Source organism: Nocardia sp. NPDC050175 (genome assembly GCF_044459885.1).
In the GTDB taxonomy this organism is placed as follows: domain Bacteria; phylum Actinomycetota; class Actinomycetes; order Mycobacteriales; family Mycobacteriaceae; genus Nocardia.
On record NZ_JBITJI010000007.1, the window covers coordinates 68,192 to 84,131 of the forward strand.

The 15,940-nt window shown below is 65.0% G+C and carries 20 protein-coding genes; 9 read left to right on the plus strand and 11 right to left on the minus strand.

The annotated features are described in order from the left end of the window. Positions 1 to 30: 30 nt before the first annotated feature. From ACIBK2_RS24255 to ACIBK2_RS24265, 3 genes are read left to right on the plus strand one after another with little or no spacing between them, the layout of a single operon-like run. Positions 31 to 489 carry an SRPBCC domain-containing protein gene (locus ACIBK2_RS24255; RefSeq protein WP_396970062.1) on the plus strand — a complete coding sequence of 153 codons (459 nt, stop codon included), beginning with the start codon at positions 31 to 33 and terminating at the stop codon, positions 487 to 489. Next, positions 486 to 824 (plus strand): ArsR/SmtB family transcription factor, encoded by a 339-nt coding sequence (locus tag ACIBK2_RS24260; RefSeq protein ID WP_396970064.1) that lies wholly within the window; start codon positions 486 to 488, stop codon positions 822 to 824. The genes ACIBK2_RS24255 and ACIBK2_RS24260 overlap by 4 nt, the downstream gene beginning before the upstream one ends. Positions 825 to 838: 14 nt before the next feature. After that, the gene (locus ACIBK2_RS24265; RefSeq protein ID WP_396970066.1) at positions 839 to 1,282 is read left to right on the plus strand and encodes an SRPBCC domain-containing protein; all 444 of its coding nucleotides are present in this window, start codon (positions 839 to 841) and stop codon (positions 1,280 to 1,282) included. A gap of 85 nt (positions 1,283 to 1,367) precedes the next feature. Here the strand turns inward: ACIBK2_RS24265 and ACIBK2_RS24270 are convergent, their stop codons facing one another. The 3 genes from ACIBK2_RS24270 to ACIBK2_RS24280 form a co-directional block, all read right to left on the minus strand. Further along, on the minus strand, positions 1,368 to 2,552 hold the full coding sequence (locus tag ACIBK2_RS24270) for an epoxide hydrolase family protein (RefSeq protein ID WP_396970068.1): 1,185 nt from the start codon (positions 2,550 to 2,552) through the stop codon (positions 1,368 to 1,370). 207 nt (positions 2,553 to 2,759) lie between these two features. Next, positions 2,760 to 3,260 (minus strand): endonuclease VII domain-containing protein, encoded by a 501-nt coding sequence (locus tag ACIBK2_RS24275; protein WP_396970070.1) that lies wholly within the window; start codon positions 3,258 to 3,260, stop codon positions 2,760 to 2,762. A gap of 404 nt (positions 3,261 to 3,664) precedes the next feature. Next, entirely contained in the window at positions 3,665 to 3,862 is a 198-nt protein-coding gene (locus tag ACIBK2_RS24280; protein ID WP_396970072.1) for a hypothetical protein, read from the minus strand. Positions 3,863 to 4,000: 138 nt separating this feature from the next. Here ACIBK2_RS24280 and ACIBK2_RS24285 point away from each other — a divergent pair, with 138 nt between their 5' ends. Then, positions 4,001 to 4,630 (plus strand): YitT family protein, encoded by a 630-nt coding sequence (locus ACIBK2_RS24285; protein ID WP_396970074.1) that lies wholly within the window; start codon positions 4,001 to 4,003, stop codon positions 4,628 to 4,630. A 178-nt stretch (positions 4,631 to 4,808) separates the two neighbouring features. Here the strand turns inward: ACIBK2_RS24285 and ACIBK2_RS24290 are convergent, their stop codons facing one another. Both ACIBK2_RS24290 and ACIBK2_RS24295 read right to left on the minus strand, forming a co-directional pair. Then, positions 4,809 to 5,258 carry a hypothetical protein gene (locus tag ACIBK2_RS24290; RefSeq protein ID WP_396970076.1) on the minus strand — a complete coding sequence of 150 codons (450 nt, stop codon included), beginning with the start codon at positions 5,256 to 5,258 and terminating at the stop codon, positions 4,809 to 4,811. Further along, positions 5,255 to 5,911, minus strand: coding sequence for a hypothetical protein (locus ACIBK2_RS24295; RefSeq protein WP_396970078.1), 657 nt, complete (start codon positions 5,909 to 5,911; stop codon positions 5,255 to 5,257). The genes ACIBK2_RS24290 and ACIBK2_RS24295 overlap by 4 nt, the downstream gene beginning before the upstream one ends. Before the next feature lie 143 nt (positions 5,912 to 6,054). Between ACIBK2_RS24295 and ACIBK2_RS24300 the strand changes: the two genes are divergently transcribed. From ACIBK2_RS24300 to ACIBK2_RS24310, 3 genes are all read left to right on the plus strand, one after another. After that, complete coding sequence (locus tag ACIBK2_RS24300; RefSeq protein WP_396970080.1) at positions 6,055 to 6,900, plus strand: SGNH/GDSL hydrolase family protein; 846 nt, start codon at positions 6,055 to 6,057, stop codon at positions 6,898 to 6,900. A gap of 75 nt (positions 6,901 to 6,975) precedes the next feature. Next, positions 6,976 to 9,183, plus strand: coding sequence for a molybdopterin oxidoreductase family protein (locus tag ACIBK2_RS24305; RefSeq protein ID WP_396970082.1), 2,208 nt, complete (start codon positions 6,976 to 6,978; stop codon positions 9,181 to 9,183). Between the two features lie 204 nt (positions 9,184 to 9,387). Continuing rightward, positions 9,388 to 9,765 (plus strand): hypothetical protein, encoded by a 378-nt coding sequence (locus ACIBK2_RS24310; protein WP_396970083.1) that lies wholly within the window; start codon positions 9,388 to 9,390, stop codon positions 9,763 to 9,765. Positions 9,766 to 10,065: 300 nt separating this feature from the next. On the opposite strand, the gene ACIBK2_RS24315 is transcribed toward ACIBK2_RS24310, so the two are convergent. The 4 genes from ACIBK2_RS24315 to ACIBK2_RS24330 form a co-directional block, all read right to left on the minus strand. Continuing rightward, positions 10,066 to 10,704: a histidine phosphatase family protein gene (locus tag ACIBK2_RS24315; RefSeq protein ID WP_396970798.1), complete on the minus strand. Its 639-nt coding sequence runs from the start codon at positions 10,702 to 10,704 to the stop codon at positions 10,066 to 10,068. Positions 10,705 to 10,837: 133 nt separating this feature from the next. Next, the gene (locus ACIBK2_RS24320) at positions 10,838 to 11,224 is read right to left on the minus strand and encodes a hypothetical protein (RefSeq protein ID WP_396970084.1); all 387 of its coding nucleotides are present in this window, start codon (positions 11,222 to 11,224) and stop codon (positions 10,838 to 10,840) included. 142 nt (positions 11,225 to 11,366) lie between these two features. Continuing rightward, the gene (locus ACIBK2_RS24325; RefSeq protein WP_396970086.1) at positions 11,367 to 11,786 is read right to left on the minus strand and encodes a hypothetical protein; all 420 of its coding nucleotides are present in this window, start codon (positions 11,784 to 11,786) and stop codon (positions 11,367 to 11,369) included. A gap of 43 nt (positions 11,787 to 11,829) precedes the next feature. Continuing rightward, positions 11,830 to 12,297: an SRPBCC family protein gene (locus ACIBK2_RS24330; protein ID WP_396970088.1), complete on the minus strand. Its 468-nt coding sequence runs from the start codon at positions 12,295 to 12,297 to the stop codon at positions 11,830 to 11,832. A 393-nt stretch (positions 12,298 to 12,690) separates the two neighbouring features. Here ACIBK2_RS24330 and ACIBK2_RS24335 point away from each other — a divergent pair, with 393 nt between their 5' ends. Then, positions 12,691 to 13,314 (plus strand): HAD family hydrolase, encoded by a 624-nt coding sequence (locus ACIBK2_RS24335; RefSeq protein ID WP_396970090.1) that lies wholly within the window; start codon positions 12,691 to 12,693, stop codon positions 13,312 to 13,314. Positions 13,315 to 13,607: 293 nt separating this feature from the next. Next, positions 13,608 to 14,360 (plus strand): beta-ketoacyl-ACP reductase, encoded by a 753-nt coding sequence (locus ACIBK2_RS24340; protein WP_396970091.1) that lies wholly within the window; start codon positions 13,608 to 13,610, stop codon positions 14,358 to 14,360. A gap of 428 nt (positions 14,361 to 14,788) precedes the next feature. Here ACIBK2_RS24340 and ACIBK2_RS24345 read toward each other — a convergent pair whose 3' ends face one another. Beyond that, complete coding sequence (locus tag ACIBK2_RS24345) at positions 14,789 to 15,034, minus strand: hypothetical protein (RefSeq protein ID WP_396970093.1); 246 nt, start codon at positions 15,032 to 15,034, stop codon at positions 14,789 to 14,791. A 178-nt stretch (positions 15,035 to 15,212) separates the two neighbouring features. After that, positions 15,213 to 15,932 (minus strand): SDR family oxidoreductase, encoded by a 720-nt coding sequence (locus ACIBK2_RS24350; protein WP_396970095.1) that lies wholly within the window; start codon positions 15,930 to 15,932, stop codon positions 15,213 to 15,215. Positions 15,933 to 15,940 lie beyond the last annotated feature (8 nt).

Genomic DNA, 15,940 nt, shown 5'->3' on the forward strand with positions numbered 1-15,940 from the left:
AACAAGTTGTTGCACATCGGAGGAGTAACTATGGAACACGGACGAATCGAGCGCACGATGTACGTCGAAGCCGCCCCCGAGGTGGTCTACGAAGTCATCAGCAGCCCCACGCATCTGAAGGAATGGTGGCCCGACGACGCCGACCTGGAACCCGTGCCCGGCGCGACCGGCACGCTCACCTTCGGCACCGGGGACGACCGCGACAGCTACTCGATCACCGTGATCGATGCCGAACCACACCGGCTGTTCTCCTTCCGCTGGACGCACCCGGCCGACGAAGCGGCGGCCGTCGGCAACTCGCTGTTCGTCACCTTCGACCTCGCCCCCTCCGGCGACGGCACCACGGTCCGGATGACCGAGACCGGTTTCCGCGAAATGGGCTGGGAGATCGCCGTTCTGGAGCAACAGTACAACGACCACGTCTCCGGCTGGGACGCCTATCTGCCCCGCCTTGGCGAGTACGTCGCCCGGCTGGTCGCGAGCCGATGAACAGCGCCGTCGACGACGACCTGTGGTCCGCGATCGGCGACCCGACCCGGCGGCGCATGCTCGACCTGCTCCTGGCCGACGGTGACGGCACGGCAACCAGCCTCAGCGAACAACTACCCGTCACCCGGCAGGCCGTCGCACGACACCTCGGCGTCCTCGACCGCGTCGGCCTGGTGCACGGGTCACCCGAGGGCCGCGAGCGGCGCTACCGGGTCGACGACGCCCAACTCGCCCGTGCCGTAGCGCAACTCAACGCGGTCGGTTCCACCTGGGACGCCAGGCTCCAGCGCATCAAGCGGATCGCCGAAGCCATCCAACGCAGCAAACAGCAGTAGAGAGGGAAATCGAAATGGTAGACATCCTGCACCGGGTCGGCGTCAAGTCGCCGTCCGCCGACGACGTGTACGCGGCACTGACCTCGGTCGACAAACTGGCCGACTGGTGGACCAACGACACCAAGGGTGACGCGGACACCGGGGGAGTCATCGAGTTCCGGTTCCTGTCAGGCGGATTCGATATGAAGGTCGTCGACCTGCAACCAGGCAAGCGAGTGCTGTGGGAGGTCGTCGGTGGACCCGACGAATGGATCGGCACCGAAGTCGTCTGGGACCTGAAGCGCGAGGACGACTACACGGTCATCCTGTTCAAGCATCAAGGCTGGCGAGAGCCCGTCGAGTTCATGCACCACTGCAGCACCAAGTGGGCGACCTACCTGATGAGCTTGAAGGAGTTGGTCGAAACCGGAACGGGCGCACCGAATCCCCGCGACGTCCGGATCGACAACTGGGGATAGGACGTCGGAGGGTATCCGGTGCGTATGACAAGCCGGTGAGCGCGGGGGATTGTGGTCGAGCGTGCGCACGCCCGACCACAATCAGTTAGCGCAGCGACCGGAAGCCCGCGCGAACCTCGTCAACAAAGAGCTGCGGCTGCTCCCACGCCGCGAAGTGCCCGCCCTTGTCGAGCCGGTTGTAGTGGATGAGCTTGGGATACGCCTCCTGCGTCCAACTCTGCGGAGCCTGGTACAGCTCGTCGGGGAAGACGCTCACGGCAACCGGGATGGCGACGCCCTTGACGGTCAGGAACGGGAGCTTGTTCTCCGCGTAGAGGCGAGACGAGGAGATCGCGGTATTCGTCAGCCAGTAGAGGGTGATGTTGTCGAGGAGATCGTCGCGGGTCAGCCCCTCGGTTTGTCCGGCAAACACCCGCGCGATGAGCGCCAGACTGGCCACGTCGTGATCGATCATGAACGAGGCCAAGCCAACCGGCGAATCCACCAACCCGGTCAGCGTCTGCGGGCGCGACGCCATGATCTGCGCGTAGGCGATGTGCTGATAGAAGAAAGCCAGCTGCTCGCATGCCCGCGTTTCGTCATCGGAGAGGCCCGAGGGGATCGGGTTCCCGATCAGGAGCGCCCGATCGATCTCGGGTGGCACCGCGGCGGGCATGTTCGTGTGGATACCGATCAGCTCCGGCGGCGCCGCGACAGCCATCAGATCCGTGATGATCGCACCCCAGTCGCCACCCTGCGCCACGAACTGCGCGTATCCGAGGCGCTTCATCAACTCCACCCAGGCCCGACCGATCCGCTCCGGGCCCCATCCGGTTGTCGTCGGCTTACCCGAGAACCCGTAACCGGGGATCGATGGAATCACCAGATGGAATGCGTCCACTGCGGAGCCGCCGTGTGCGGTGGGATCGGTCAGCGGTCCGATGATCTTCAGCTGCTCGATGATCGAACCGGGCCACCCGTGGGTGACGATCAGGGGGAGCGCATCATCATGCCGGGACCGTACATGGATGAAATGAATGTCCAAGCCATCGATCTCGGTGATGAACTGCGGCAGCGCATTCAACTTCGCCTCACACTTGCGCCAGTCGTACTCCGACCCCCAGTACCGGGCCAGCTCCTGACTGGTCGCAAGGGGAGTACCTTGCGACTGATCGGCGACAGTCTCCTTCTCCGGCCACCGCGTGGCCGCGACCCGCTCACGCAACGCCTGGAGTTCGGTCTCGGGAGTCTCGAACGTGAACGGCCGAATAGCTCCGGATATGACAGACATGTGGGTTCCCTTGCTGTGCTGAGTGACAGCCGAGCAGGGTTCTAAGCCTTCCACCGCGAAAGACAGCACCCATTGGCATCTTTCATGAGGGGCATTACGACGAAGCCCGCTCAGACTTTTGCTGGTAGGCCCTGGCCGAGACGCCTACACCAATGAGGTTCCGCCGCCCGAGCAGGCGCGTCAACCCTCGCAAGAAGGTTCGGACGGTCAGACCTGATGCGTGTCGACAACCAACTCGTTGCGCCTCGCGAACCGGTCCAGGTAGGCGATGGCTGCGAGCATTCGAGGTGGGTCGTCACCGAACGCGCCGAGCCCAGCATTGCACCGCGGGCACAGGAGCCCACGAACAGCGCCGGAGCAGTGATCGTGGTCGACGGCGAGTGGGACCTTGTCGAGTTGTCGACCATCTTTTCGCGGGCGGCCGCCGACGCCCGAGAGGTCGATGTCACCTTCGTGGATGCCGCAGCGGTAATTCTGTTCCGTACGCATGGCATCGTATTGTTCTGGCCGGATACGGTACTTGGCCCAGAGGTTTGCGCGTCTGGCGACGGCAGGTCCTTGGCGTGCACGGCGGGCTCGTTGATAACACGCTCCGCAGAGTGGAGCGCGTGGACCTAGTTGCGCCATCAGGGTAATCGGCTTCAGCTCGCCGCAGCCGTTCGTCGGCGAACAACGCACCAGATCGGTTGGAGGCGAGGACTCGGTCATGCGGGGAGTGTGCCAGAACCCACCGACAAGTCGTTTACTTTACATAGTGTTGATTATCGGCGTAGAAACTGGCGTGGATAATCGGGGGTGCGCCGTTGGATGTTGTTGGTGTGTGCGGTGTTTCGTGTGCCTTCGTTCTGGTGCCCCTCAGTGCTCCCCGGTATGGCCCGTGAATGTCGGTGTTGTGTGGGCTGGATTGTTGTTGATCTCCCCTTGGCTGGATTTACTGCTGGTGTAAATATTCCGGTTTGTCGCTGATTTGGGCGGAAAGTATTGGGACGGTTCTGGATTGGGGTTTTGGGGCTTCTCCTCTAGGTCCACTGCCCTACCTTCAAAACGTCACTGTGACGTTTTGAAGGTAGGGCAGTGGACCTTGAAATCTGTTGTGGGTCAGATGTTCCAGGCTAGGTTCCGGCGTTGCCGCCGTAGTAACCGCCGAGGAGGCGGCGGCGCTTGCGGTCCTTCTTGGCATCCGTGGCGTTCAGGTCGGTGGTGTCGGTGGGTTGTTCGTCGGCCTTGGTGGTGTTTTTACGGAAGATGCCCATGGTGATCCTGACGTCGTCGTCGGGCTTGCGTTGTCTTCCAGTGTGTTCGGGCCGCATCGGTCGCAGGTATGGTCTTGGGTACGCCGCAGTGGGTAGGTTTTGTGGCGGTTTCGGTCCACCTGTGGGACCAGCTGCGAGGCCAGACGTTAGTGACTGGCTCTGTTTTCGGATGCCAGTCCTCGTCATGCTGAGCGGGTGCTGATTCGTCGCCTGGTGGCGTTGTATGTCGGGTTGTGGCTGTACGGGTTCTCGATGGCCGTGATGGTGCGTGCGGGGCTCGGGCTGGATCCGTGGGATGTGTTCCATCAGGGTGTGGCGGGGCATGTGCCGACCAGCTTCGGTGCGGTGACGGCATTGACCGGGATCGCCGTGCTGTTGGCGTGGATTCCGTTGCGGCAGCGGCCCGGTGTGGGGACCGTGAGCAATGTGGTGGTGATCGCGGTGTCGGTGGATGTCGGGCTGTGGTTGTTGCCCGCGTGGGAGATGATTCCGGCGCGGGTGGGTGCGATGGGTGCGGCGGTGGTGCTCAATGCGATCGCTACGGTGCTGTACATCGGTGCCGGGATGGGTCCTGGTCCGCGTGATGGGTTGATGACTGGACTGGTTCGCCGGACCGGGTTGTCGGTGTGGGTGGTGCGGACGTCGATCGAGGTGACGGTGTTGGTGATCGGCTGGGTGCTCGGTGGCAGTGTCGGGATCGGGACGCTGGTCTACGCGTTCGGTATAGGTCCGTTGATTCAGCTGTTGATTCCTCTGGTGAATCGTCACCTGCCCGGCTTCCAGGACAAGCCGGCGGTCGAACCGGTCGCGGTCGTCGCCGCGTGAGGATCCTGCCGGAAGATCACCGGGACATGGCTGATCCGCGAGTGTCACCCGCTGCGTCCTGTTGATCTTGTGCCTGCATACCCTGTGCGGCGGTGACCGACTCCCCCGCTGGTTCAATCGCAGGCAGGAACTCATCCATAAAACGTCACAGTGACGATATATGGAGGGGGTAGTTGACCTAGAGTTCCGTAGATTCTGTAAGTCGCTCCGGTTCGGCGGCGTGTGTATGCCGCCATCGCCCCCACAGGCCCACCACGATCACCAAGGCGATCACGATAGCGCTGTGCAGCGCCCACAACGCGAGCCACGGCCGCAGGAATCCCACCTCGGTGTACTGACCGCGGTCACCGACGCAGTACATCGAGTAATTGGTGCTTTGCCCCTCGGAGTCACTGAAGGTGTCGGAGACGACGATCGGCTCGGTGTAGGGCGCCTCGCAGAACAAGGGCGCGGTCAGTTTCGCTTCACCGGGCCAGATGGCGACGGGCAGCACGGTTCCAAGGATCGCGGTACTGAACAGAATCACGGCCAGCATTGCCACGATCTTCCGGAACCGACGCGGCGGATGGCCCTCGACTCGATCCGAGGCGTGGTCCGCGATCCGGTCGGCCCGATACTCCTCGCTCATAGTTGGCCCATTCGCAGAAACGTTCCGGCACGGTCGAATTCGGCGACCATCGTGGTGCGCGGTGAGGTGACGTCGACGGTGATGCGCACCTCGTCGTCGATGCGGTTGATGATCACCACCGAGACGTAGCCGTCCGCCACGGCGGTTCGAGCGAGCGCGGTGTCGAGGATTTCCTCGAGCCGCAGCAGGCCGGAAACCTCTCCAACGTCGAACATTTCGGCGTCGGGGTCGTCGGCGGCCGACACGTGGACCGGTGTGGGGCCGTGCAGGGTGCGGTTCGCGTAGGTGTAGTCGTCTTGTTGTTCTGGGTGGGTGGGCACCTGGATGCGCAGGTGTATCGCGGAGTCCTGAGTGAAGAGGCCGGGGTTCTCGTTGCTGAAGCGGGTGACCTGTGCTGGTTGCTCGAGCATTCCCCAGCGGGTGGTCCGGGGTGCGGTGAGCATGATGACGCTGGCCCGCAGGTCGGATACGCCGAGGCGTTGCCGGAGGCTGTCGATCGCGGCGCTCGGCAAGGCCGAGACGAGTCCGCCGCCGCGGGCTTGGACGACCTTTTCGAAGTCGGCGCGGTCGACCGCGCCGATGCAGCCGGTGGTGCTGACTGCGATGAGAAGTGCTCCGCACAGGGCCACGAGGCAGGAGCGGCGGTGTGGCATGGGCGCATCGTATAGCGCTGGGGTGACTCGAGTATTGCTGCGCGCGACTGACGGGTGGATGTTAGGTTCACCAGCACTGGGCGTCCGTCCAGCTGGGTGGTGTGGAGGCACGGGTGAAGACGTCGCGGGCTGTGATCGCATGTGTGGCAGTGGGTGTGCTGCTGGGTGGTGCTCCGGTGGCGTCGGCGGATCCCGGGTTCGGTGAGTATGTGGCGCTGGGTGATTCGTGGGCCGCGGACGCGTCGGTGATCCAGGCGACCGACGACTTCGTGCCGTTGGGGTGCGCGCAGAGTCAGGGCAGCTATGCCAAGCAGGTGGCCGCCGCGCTGGCGGTCCCGGTGTTCCGGGACGCGACGTGCGGTGGGGCGTCGTCCCCGGATTTGACCGCGCCGCAGCACACTCCGTTGGGGGTCAATCCCCCGCAGTTCGATCGACTGAGCGCGTCCACGGATCTGGTGACCCTCGAAATCGGCGGCAACGACGCGGGATTGGCGGCGACCGTGCAGCAGTGCCTGACCGCCGACGCCGCGGCCTCGCCGTGTCTGGACACCCTGGTGGTCGGTGGCGTGGATCAGATGTCGCTGAACATCCTCGCCGCCGAACCGAAGGTGACCGCATCGATCGACGGGGTTCGCGACCGCGCACCGCACGCGCGGATCCTGCTGTTGGACTACTTCGAAGGAGTCAGCACCGGCCGCGGTTGCTTCCCGGCAGTCCCGATCTCGGATGCCGACGCGGATTGGCTGGGCCGCAAACTGATCGAGTTGAACGCGATGCTCGCCCGCGTGGCAGACGCAACCGGTGTAGAACTCGTCGACACCTACACCAGCAGCGCCGGCCATGATGGCTGCCAGCCGCCCGGCACCCGCTGGGTTGAGGGCCTGATCCCTTGGTCGAGCAACCCACCCGGCCCGGCGGTTCCGTTCCATCCCAACCAACTCGGTGCCGACCACCAGGCGCGCAGCGTGTTGGCGGCGCTGGGCCGGTAGTGCCCCGCCGATCATAGTGGTACCTACGGTTTGCTTGGTAGCCTGTGGCAAGCAACCGGCAGAAGGTGAAAACCGATGAGTGCTACCACTATTGCCCGGCAGTGCACGTTGTGTGAGGCGCATTGCGGAATCCTGGTCACCGTCGAGGGCGAGCAGGTGACGCGGATCGAGGGGAATCCGGACGACGTGCTGTCGCAGGGCTACATCTGCCCGAAGGCCACGGCGATGGGTGGGCTGCATCATGATCCGGACCGGTTGCGCACGCCGATGCGGCGGGTGGGTGACGGTTTCGAGCCGATCGGGTGGGACGAGGCGTTCCGGGAGATCGGGCAACGGTTACGGGCAGTGCGCAGTACGTACGGGCCGAGTGCGATCGGGATGTATCTGGGCAATCCGGCGGCGCACAGTTCGTCGGTGATCTACGGGGCGCTGCTGCGTGCGGTGTTGCTGACGCGGAATTTCTTTTCGGCGTCGTCGATCGATCAGTTTCCGCAGGAGTTCGTGGCGTGGCGGATGTTCGGGTCGAATGTGCTGATGCCGGTCGTCGATATCGATCGCACCGACCGGCTGGTGATCCTCGGCGCGAATCCGGCGGTGTCGAACGGGTCGATCACCACGATGCCCAATGCCAAGCAGCGCATCAAGGATGTGCGGGGCCGGGGCGGGCGGGTGGTGGTCATCGATCCGCGGCGGACCGAGACGGCGCGGCTGGCCGATCAGCATGTGGCGGTGAGCCCGGGCGGGGATGTGTATCTGCTGCTGGCGATGCTGCAGGTGCTGGTGGCCGAAAACCTGTGTGACGAAGCGGTGATTCGGGCGCAGTGCACCGGCTGGGAGCGGTTGCGCGAGCTGGTGGCCGAGGCGACACCAGAGCAGATGGCACCGCACGCCGGGGTCGAGGCCGACATCATTCGGCAGCTTGCCCGCGACCACGCGGCGGCGTCGTCGGCGGTGCTGTACGCGCGGATCGGGGTGTGTCAGCAGGTGACGGGCACGCTGACGCACTGGCTGGTGAACGCGATCAACGCGGTGACCGGGAACCTGGATCGGGCCGGTGGGCAGATGTTCGCGACGCCGCCGATCGACGCGGCCCGGTTCGCGAAGTATCTGCCGATGGGTTACGGGGCGTGGACGGATCGTTCCGGCACCTACAAGTCGTTCCGTACCGAGCTGCCGGTCGCGGTATTGGCCGATGAGATCCTGAACGAGGGCGATGGGCAGATCCGGGCGATGATCACCTACGCGGGCAATCCGGTGCTGTCCACCCCGCAGCGCGGTCGCCTCGGCGCGGCGTTGGATTCGCTGGATTTCTATGTGGCCGTGGACATGTACATCACCGAGACGACCCGGCACGCCGACATCATTCTGCCGCCGATCTCGCCGCTGGAACGCGAGGACGTCAACCTGTTGTTCCCGCTGTTCAGTGTGCGCAACAACCTGCGTTATGACGCGCGGGTGTTCGAGCCGCCCGTCGATGGGCTCGAGGATTGGCAGATCATGGCGCGGCTGGTCACCGAGTTGGTGCCGCTGCCGGTGCGGCGGTTCACGGCGCGAGCGCTCAATGGTCTGTTCGAGCAGTTCAGTCCGGTGCGGTTGGCGACGGCCGGGGTGGCGGCCGGTCCGTACGGGGTGCTGCGGCATGGACGTAAAGGGCTCACGGTCGCGAAGGCGCGTGCGGCGGCCGGTGGGATCGATCTGGGTCCGTTGCAGCCGCGGTTGCGGGCGCTGATCGGGACGAAGGACCACAAGGTGCATGTGGCGCCCGCGGACTTCCTGACCGCCGCGCGCACTGTGCTCGATGACGCGCGTGCGGGTAGTGCGATCACCACACCGGCGGACGGTTATGACCTCAAGCTGATCGGTCGTCGTCACTTGCGCAGCAACAACTCCTGGCTGCACAACGTCCCCGCGATGGTGAAGGGGCGTGACCGCTGCACCGCGCTCATGCATTCCGCCGACGCCGCCGCGCGCGGGCTGACCCACGGCGAACCGGTCGCGGTGACCTCACCGACGGGCTCGATCGTGGTGCCGCTCGAGGTCAGCGACGATATCCGCGCGGGCACCATCGCGATCCCGCACGGGTGGGGGCATCGTGAGCCCGGTGTCGGCTGGTCGGTTGCCGCTGCGTTGCCCGGTGCCAATGTGAATCTGCTGCATGACCCGTCGCTCACGGATACGTTCTCGGGTGCGGCCGCGGTCAACAACACCTGGGTGACCGTTAGTCGCGCGCCTGCCGACACGGTGGTCGACGCCGCCGCGAAGGAGCGTATGCAGCGCGCGTGAACGTCCCGCGGGGGATGCGGGGTGGTCGCTCACAGGTCCGCCGATCGGGGTCGGATTGCTCGATTGGATTCGCGCCGCCGCTGGTCAGTGATGTTATCTGGCTGTTTGCTGATTTGTCCGGGTGCGGTGCGGCAGCATTGCTACAGCTGGGCGGATAGCCCACGGCGCGCCGCGTCGAGCCGCTCGGCACCGAGGAGGAACGCTATGCCGGACCTATCGGAATCGGCGATCAACGAACTCAACGAGGCCATTCAACGTCAGGTGGGGTCGATCATGTCGACGCCGACCATGCAGCAGTTGGCGTCGGTGCTGCAGGAAAAGGCAGCCGAAGCGGGACTGTCGAAAGAGACCGTGTCGGAACTGACGGCCAAACTGCAGTCGATGGGCGATCTCGCCTCCAAGGGCAGCGGCGCCAAGGGCAACGGTGCGATGGATCTCAGTACGTTGCTCGGCACGTTCGGGCTGCTCAACACCGACGCCTTCAAGGACATGGCAGCCAAGGCGGCATCTAAAAAGGAGCAGCCTGCGGCGCAGCGTGCCGACGAGGGGTCGGCGCAGCAGGATCAGCAGGTCAATTCGTAGCGGCTCGGCGTGAACGGGGTGCGGTGCGACTCGCTGCGTACGCCGCACCCCAAACGAGTCGCCTCGCAGCGCCGTCAGCTCAAAACGAGTCGCCTCGCAGCGCCCGTCAGGTCACCGCGAGTAGCGAGAACTGTGGCCCATCAGCTCCCGGCCAGTCGTAATCACGCCGCGGCAGGGCTTGCGGCGCGCATGAGTTCAGCAGCGCTGCTTGCGCTTTCATTGTCGTGCAGCGTGAAATCCGGTATGAGGGCCACCTAGTAGTGGGCAACCGTGCGGATCGCCGTCGCCGGCAAATCCGGTTCATCTCAGAGCATCGATCCCTGCCGTGAGGTGGCTGGTGTCGCCGAGCCGGACGACCTGGCGGTTGCGGAAGTAGTCGTCCTCGCGTAGTTCGGTGATGCTTCCGGAGGCACCGTGGAAGCGGGCGTAGGCGAGTGCTTCGATCGGCAGCTTGGTCCATGACGCCACGGCGAAGGTGAGGGCGCCGCCGTGCGTTACGACGATCTGGTGTGCGCAATCGCTGGCCAGGATCGTGTCCATCGCCGCGTAGACCCGTTCGCCGAACGCACCCATGGTCTCCGAGCCCGGTATGCCGTCGTGGTGTCCCATCCGTTCGCCGACAGCAGGCGGGGTGATGAACCGTTCCCGCAGCCATTCCTGCGGCTTTCCTTCCGCCTCGCCATAGGACTTCTCACGTAGTCGGGGTTCGAGGACCGCCGGCACGTGCAGCAGTTCGCCGATGATGTCTGCGGCTTGGGCGGCGCGTTGCAGATCCGATGAGTACAACTCCACCTCGGCGTGCGCGGGGATCGTGGCTCGCAGTGATTCGGCGATCGCGGCCGCGGCGCGTAACCCGGTTGCGGTGAGTGGTGCGTCGTACCAGCCGCCGACCAGTCCGTCGATGTGGTGGGTCGACTCCGGATGGGCGATGACGTACATGGTTCGCACGGCGTCTGTCTCTCTTCCTGTCGTCATGAGACGCACGAATCATCCACGAGCGGTGCGATCTTCACCAAGCGGATTGTCGCCGCCACCGATCCGCACCCACTCCATCGATCTGGGCGGCGCTTCGTCATCCCGTCACGACGGTCACCCGATAGCCGATGCGGATCTCGCGGCCGATGTGGGCGGCTCCGCTGAGGTAGAGCCAGCGGTCCGTGCCGCCGCGCGGGTCGGGCAGGTACGTGGCTTGGACGTGTTCGACGCCGAAAGGGAAGTTGCCCGAGATCGACGTCGCGATACCCGTCATCAGATAGGCCTCGGCCAACAGTTGTGGCTCGGCCGCGGCGGCGGGTAGCGGTGTTGCGGTGGGGATGAAGAACCCGAACTGTTCGGGTGGAGCGCCGGAGCCCTGGACAAGCATGCCGGTCACGAACAGTCGCGCGATTCCGGTGTGCACCAGGCATTCCGGCGTCAACTGCAGCGGTGGAGTCGGCCGCAGCTCGAGTTGGAACGCCATGGGCCGAACTTTACGGTCACCGATCACCGCTGTCCTCACGACAATCCTCGGTCCGACAGTGGGCTTACGCAAACGTGATGAGACCGTGTGGGGACGCTCGTTCCGGCACCGATCGACGATGCGCTGCCCCCGCGACGCAGCCTTATCTGGACTCGGATCCCAGTGAACTGAACTCGGGGCTCCGGAGCAGTCGGTGCAGGGACTCGTCGGGGCTTTCCCCGGCCGTGTCGAGGACAATGTGGTCTCGGTTCCACGGCTGGTAGTCGTAATCGAGCACTTCCGGCCACCCCGGCAGCGGCAGATCGGCGATGTCGACCGACCGCGAAACAATACGCTGTCGATGCTCAACCGGATTCGAGCAAATCACCCGGAGGCTGACCACATGGCATGCGGCGCTACATTGCACGCGTCGCCGTTCTCGTTGATCACGGGACATGCTCGGCTGCACCTGCCGGGCAAACCCGCCGTCGATGCCGCATTCGACTATGTCTTGCGTTCGATGCAGACCTGCATCCGATGCGCGGAGTTGGCGTGAACAACGTTGACGCACTTCATAATTCATCCACTGCACCAGCGGTTCCACGTGAATCAGCCCGACGCGGATCTCAGCTGTCCTTGGGTAGCGACTCTTGATAACTGGTTTCGATCTTCTCGCGCAGGTGCTTTTCGGTGTGCCGGATCGCCGGACCGATGAACGCCTGGATTATGCGATCGAGTGCCCGTCCGGCCAGACCGCCGGGGACTCGGTAGTCGGCGGTGGCGCTGACCTTCGTGACTTCCTCGCCGAGCGAGGCGAAGTCCCAGCGGACCGTGCCCTCGATGCCTTTGATCGCACGCATCGTCACGCGGGCGCCGTCCACCCATTCGGTGGTGTCCGCGCGCAGGTGCAGCGTGGTCGGCCCGAGATGCAGGGCGGTATCGAACACCGCACCGACTCCCGAGGTCTGCTCCCCCGCCGGTGTGAAATGCCGAATCCCGAACATCCATTCCGGCACGTTCCGATAATCGGCGACATAGGTGAACGCGAAGTCCACCGGCGCCGCACACGTCGCACTGTGCTCGACATGCCCCATGACTGCCCCTCCGGTCGCTGCGATCCTTCCCCGACCCTAGGCCACCCCGGCGATCTTCGCCCACGATGAAGTCCCCTGCCCGCCAGTCATTTACACCCCTCCCGGCCCCGAGGCGCCGGATTCGACGAAGCCGGTCGCCATCGTGGCGGCAGCCGCTATTTCTCTGGATCCGCATCGCATCTGGGCGCGAATACCGAGTGTGGAGGGCGTTGATCCTCTTGTCTCCGCCGAGCCGATCCGAGCGGCGCGACCCAGATCATGGGGAACTGGGTTCGGAGGCGATCCGATCGCATCGCCGGATTCCCAGGGCGCTGAACCGCAGCCGACGGGTCCAAGAAATCCCCAGTCAGAGGGGATCGCGGCTCGAGTCGACCCGGCCGATAGGGTCGAGCGGTGACGTGGACGGTGGGCTTCGACCTGGATATGACGCTGATCGACTCGCGACCGGGTGTCAGTCGAGCCATCGACCTGCTCGGTGCGGAGTTCGATGTGCCGCTGCGTGGCGCCGATTTCGCCGATCGGCTCGGCCCGCCGCTGGCTACCTTGCTTGTCGAAGCGGGTGCGCCCGAGGAGCTCGTTCCGGCGCTGGTCACGCGGTATCGCGAGCTGTATCCGAGCATCGTGTCGAGCATTCCCGCGATGCCGGGCGCGAATGCGGCGCTGGCCGCGGTCGAGGAACGGGGCGGGCGGGTGCTCGTTGTCACCGGCAAACACGGGCCGCTCGCGCAGTTGCACATCGACGAACTCGGTTGGCGGATAGACCATCTCGCCGGTGACCTGTGGTCCGCGGATAAAGCCACCGTCTTGCAGGAGGAGCGGGCGAGCATTTACGTCGGTGATCATGTCGGTGACATGCATGGCGCGCAGACCGCGGGTGTGCTCGCGGTCGGTGTCACGACCGGACCGTGTGACGCCGAGGAACTGCGGGCCGCGGGCGCGGACGTCATCCTCAACGACCTCACCGAGTTCCCGCAGTGGCTCGCCGACGAGCTCGGACCGGTCGCCGACGCGGGTTGAGTCGAGCTTGCCGGACCGGTGTGGCGCGCAGCAACGCCGAGATCAGCCGCCGGTCGGCCTGACCACAAGTCGCCTGCGTCCCGGGGTGGTTCAACGCCACCAGTGCGGACCCGAGTCCACGGCATGGACCGGTACCTGACGTGGTCCCTTCTTGCCCCGTCTGCTCACGAATCCGCCCTCGGTCGAACTACTTTCAGTGATAACGCCGGAAACTTGCACCGCTAGTTTCCCGGTCGCTAGCCTGCAGACGAGTCGGCCGCGCCCGCAGCGCGTTCGGAGAGGAGAACGAATCCATGGACCGTTTCACCGACAAGGTCGCCGTGGTGACGGGTGCGGCGCAGGGTATCGGCGCGGCCACCGCGCTGCGGCTCGCGATCGAGGGGGCCAGCGTCGCCGTGCTCGACCGCAACACCCCCGAGGCCACCCTCGAACAGATCAGCCGAGCGGGCGGCACAGCGACCGGCTACGTCTGTGATGTCACCGACCGCGACTCGGTGCAGTCGGTCTTCGACCAGATCGCCACCGACCTCGGTGACCCGCAGATCCTGGTGAACAACGCCGGCATCACCCGAGACGACCTGTTCTTCCGGCTCTCCGAGGACGACTGGAACGCCGTGCTGTCGGTCAACCTGACCGGCGTCTTCCACTGTTCGCAGGCCGCGCAGAAATATATGGTCGCCCAGCGCTACGGAAAGATCGTCTCGCTGTCGAGCCGCTCGGCCCTCGGCAACCGCGGCCAAGCCAACTACGCCGCCGCCAAGGCAGGCATCCAGGGCTTCACCGCAACCCTCGCCATCGAACTCGGCCAATACAACATCACCGTCAACGCGGTCGCCCCCGGCTACATCGCCACCGCGATGACCGACGCCACCGCCGAACGCGTCGGCCTGGCCCCCGAACAACTGCAACAGTCCGTCGCCGAACGCACCCCGCTGGGCCGCGTCGGCCAACCCGAGGAAGTCGCCGCCGTCATCGCCTTCCTCGCCAGCGACGAATCCTCCTACGTCAGCGGCCAAACCCTCTACGTCAACGGCGGCGCCCGCTGACCCATGATCACCGGGACATGATGGCGGCCCTTCTCGTACAAATCCGCCACCATGTCCCGTCGATCATGAAACGAACCAGTCGCTTCGGCTGATGTGATTCGGCACGACGTTCAGTGGTTCCATTGCCGTCCTGCGGCCGGTAGTAGCAAGCACCTGTCTCGAGCTGTGCCGCATCATATTTGGGCACCAACTACCTCACCGTCGAGGCGGTGGACCGGACCCTCGCCGACCTTCGCGGCGCCGTGCGTGCGGATGAACGACGAGCCTGCCGGTATGGCCGTCGCGGTGGCGGACTTTGTCGGACCAGCTGGTCGTCGAGACGCTTTCGGCGACACACTCCTGCGCGGCAGGCCTGCCCGGTTGTTGGCCTCTGAAGCGCTGACACGGCTTCGTGCCCCCCCCAGGTGGACACCGCAGCAGCGCTGATGTCAGCCCGTGGGACAGACCTTGTGCGTGCAGGCCCATTTTCCGTCGACGCACCTGCAGGTGTTGCAGCCTTCTTGTTTGGTCTCGCCGGACGAGCACACCTGCTCACCGACGACAGACTGAGCGTTCGACGTGGCCTGCGAAACAGCGCCGCCGAGGATCGTCAGAGCCGTGAGCAGAACCGCGACCCACAGACGTGCTGTCTTGCCGGAACCGAATCCGAGCGAGCGTGCTGGCGTCGTATCCATGCGCCTGACTCCTTCCCGATCCTCGGCGAACCTCCAGCTTCCGACCTGATGTCAGATGTGTGGGTACCAGAAGTGCGTCGATGTCATCGTGGCAGTCTCGATCAGCCCAGGTAGATGGTTCGGGCAAACTGACAGTCAATCGATGATCCAGCGCCCTTGCCGCGGTTCTGTGCTCAGCTCACCACGGGAGCGGGCCCTGCCGATCGAAGTAGCCGCCGGTCGGTCCGTCCGGTCCGAGGGTGGCGAGGCGGACGATGGCGTCGGTGCCTTCGGTGAGGGATTGGTATCCGGCGTGGGCGTTGAAATCGGTTGCGGTGTAACCGGGGTCGGCGGCGTTGACCTGAATGCCCGGCAGTTCGCGCGCGTACTGCGAGGTGATCATGTTCAGCGCCGACTTGGACGAGGTGTAGGGCAGATTCAGCAGGCTGGATTCGAGACGGTCCGGATCCGAGGTGATGGTCAGCGAACCCATCCCGCTCGACACCATCACGATGCGCGGCTGGGTCGCGGCGCGCAGCAGCGGCAGGAACGCGTGGGTCACCTGGACCGGTGCGAACACGTTGGTCTCGAACACGGCACGGAAGTCCGCGGCCTGTGTTTCTTGCGGCGGGATGAACGCGCCGGGGATGCCCGCGTTGTTGATCAGCACATCCAAAGCCGTGATCCGCGCACCCACCGCCTCGACGGCCGCCGCGATCGAATCGGTCGAGGTGACATCGAGATGCACGAATTCGATGTTCAACCCCTGTTCGGCCAGTTCGACCGCCGCCCGCTTGCCACGATCAGCGTCGCGGGCGCCGAGGAAGATCTGCCAGCCGAGCTCGCCGAGCCTGCGGACCGTCTCGTAGCCCAGTCCCTTGTTGGCTCCGGTCACCAGAGCCGTTGTCGTTGTCGTCATGGTGTCAG

Excerpts from the sequence above, each read along its gene's own strand:
- ACIBK2_RS24255 (WP_396970062.1), top strand. The coding sequence starts at position 31 with ATGGAACACGGACGAATCGAGCGCACGATGTACGTCGAAGCCGCCCCC.
- ACIBK2_RS24260 (WP_396970064.1), top strand. The coding sequence starts at position 486 with ATGAACAGCGCCGTCGACGACGACCTGTGGTCCGCGATCGGCGACCCG.
- ACIBK2_RS24265 (WP_396970066.1), top strand. The coding sequence starts at position 839 with ATGGTAGACATCCTGCACCGGGTCGGCGTCAAGTCGCCGTCCGCCGAC.
- ACIBK2_RS24270 (WP_396970068.1), bottom strand. The coding sequence starts at position 2,552 with ATGTCTGTCATATCCGGAGCTATTCGGCCGTTCACGTTCGAGACTCCC.
- ACIBK2_RS24275 (WP_396970070.1), bottom strand. The coding sequence starts at position 3,260 with ATGACCGAGTCCTCGCCTCCAACCGATCTGGTGCGTTGTTCGCCGACG.
- ACIBK2_RS24280 (WP_396970072.1), bottom strand. The coding sequence starts at position 3,862 with ATGCGGCCCGAACACACTGGAAGACAACGCAAGCCCGACGACGACGTC.
- ACIBK2_RS24290 (WP_396970076.1), bottom strand. The coding sequence starts at position 5,258 with ATGAGCGAGGAGTATCGGGCCGACCGGATCGCGGACCACGCCTCGGAT.
- ACIBK2_RS24295 (WP_396970078.1), bottom strand. The coding sequence starts at position 5,911 with ATGCCACACCGCCGCTCCTGCCTCGTGGCCCTGTGCGGAGCACTTCTC.
- ACIBK2_RS24305 (WP_396970082.1), top strand. The coding sequence starts at position 6,976 with ATGAGTGCTACCACTATTGCCCGGCAGTGCACGTTGTGTGAGGCGCAT.
- ACIBK2_RS24310 (WP_396970083.1), top strand. The coding sequence starts at position 9,388 with ATGCCGGACCTATCGGAATCGGCGATCAACGAACTCAACGAGGCCATT.
- ACIBK2_RS24315 (WP_396970798.1), bottom strand. The coding sequence starts at position 10,704 with ATGTACGTCATCGCCCATCCGGAGTCGACCCACCACATCGACGGACTG.
- ACIBK2_RS24320 (WP_396970084.1), bottom strand. The coding sequence starts at position 11,224 with ATGGCGTTCCAACTCGAGCTGCGGCCGACTCCACCGCTGCAGTTGACG.
- ACIBK2_RS24325 (WP_396970086.1), bottom strand. The coding sequence starts at position 11,786 with ATGAATTATGAAGTGCGTCAACGTTGTTCACGCCAACTCCGCGCATCG.
- ACIBK2_RS24330 (WP_396970088.1), bottom strand. The coding sequence starts at position 12,297 with ATGGGGCATGTCGAGCACAGTGCGACGTGTGCGGCGCCGGTGGACTTC.
- ACIBK2_RS24340 (WP_396970091.1), top strand. The coding sequence starts at position 13,608 with ATGGACCGTTTCACCGACAAGGTCGCCGTGGTGACGGGTGCGGCGCAG.
- ACIBK2_RS24345 (WP_396970093.1), bottom strand. The coding sequence starts at position 15,034 with ATGGATACGACGCCAGCACGCTCGCTCGGATTCGGTTCCGGCAAGACA.
- ACIBK2_RS24350 (WP_396970095.1), bottom strand. The coding sequence starts at position 15,932 with ATGACGACAACGACAACGGCTCTGGTGACCGGAGCCAACAAGGGACTG.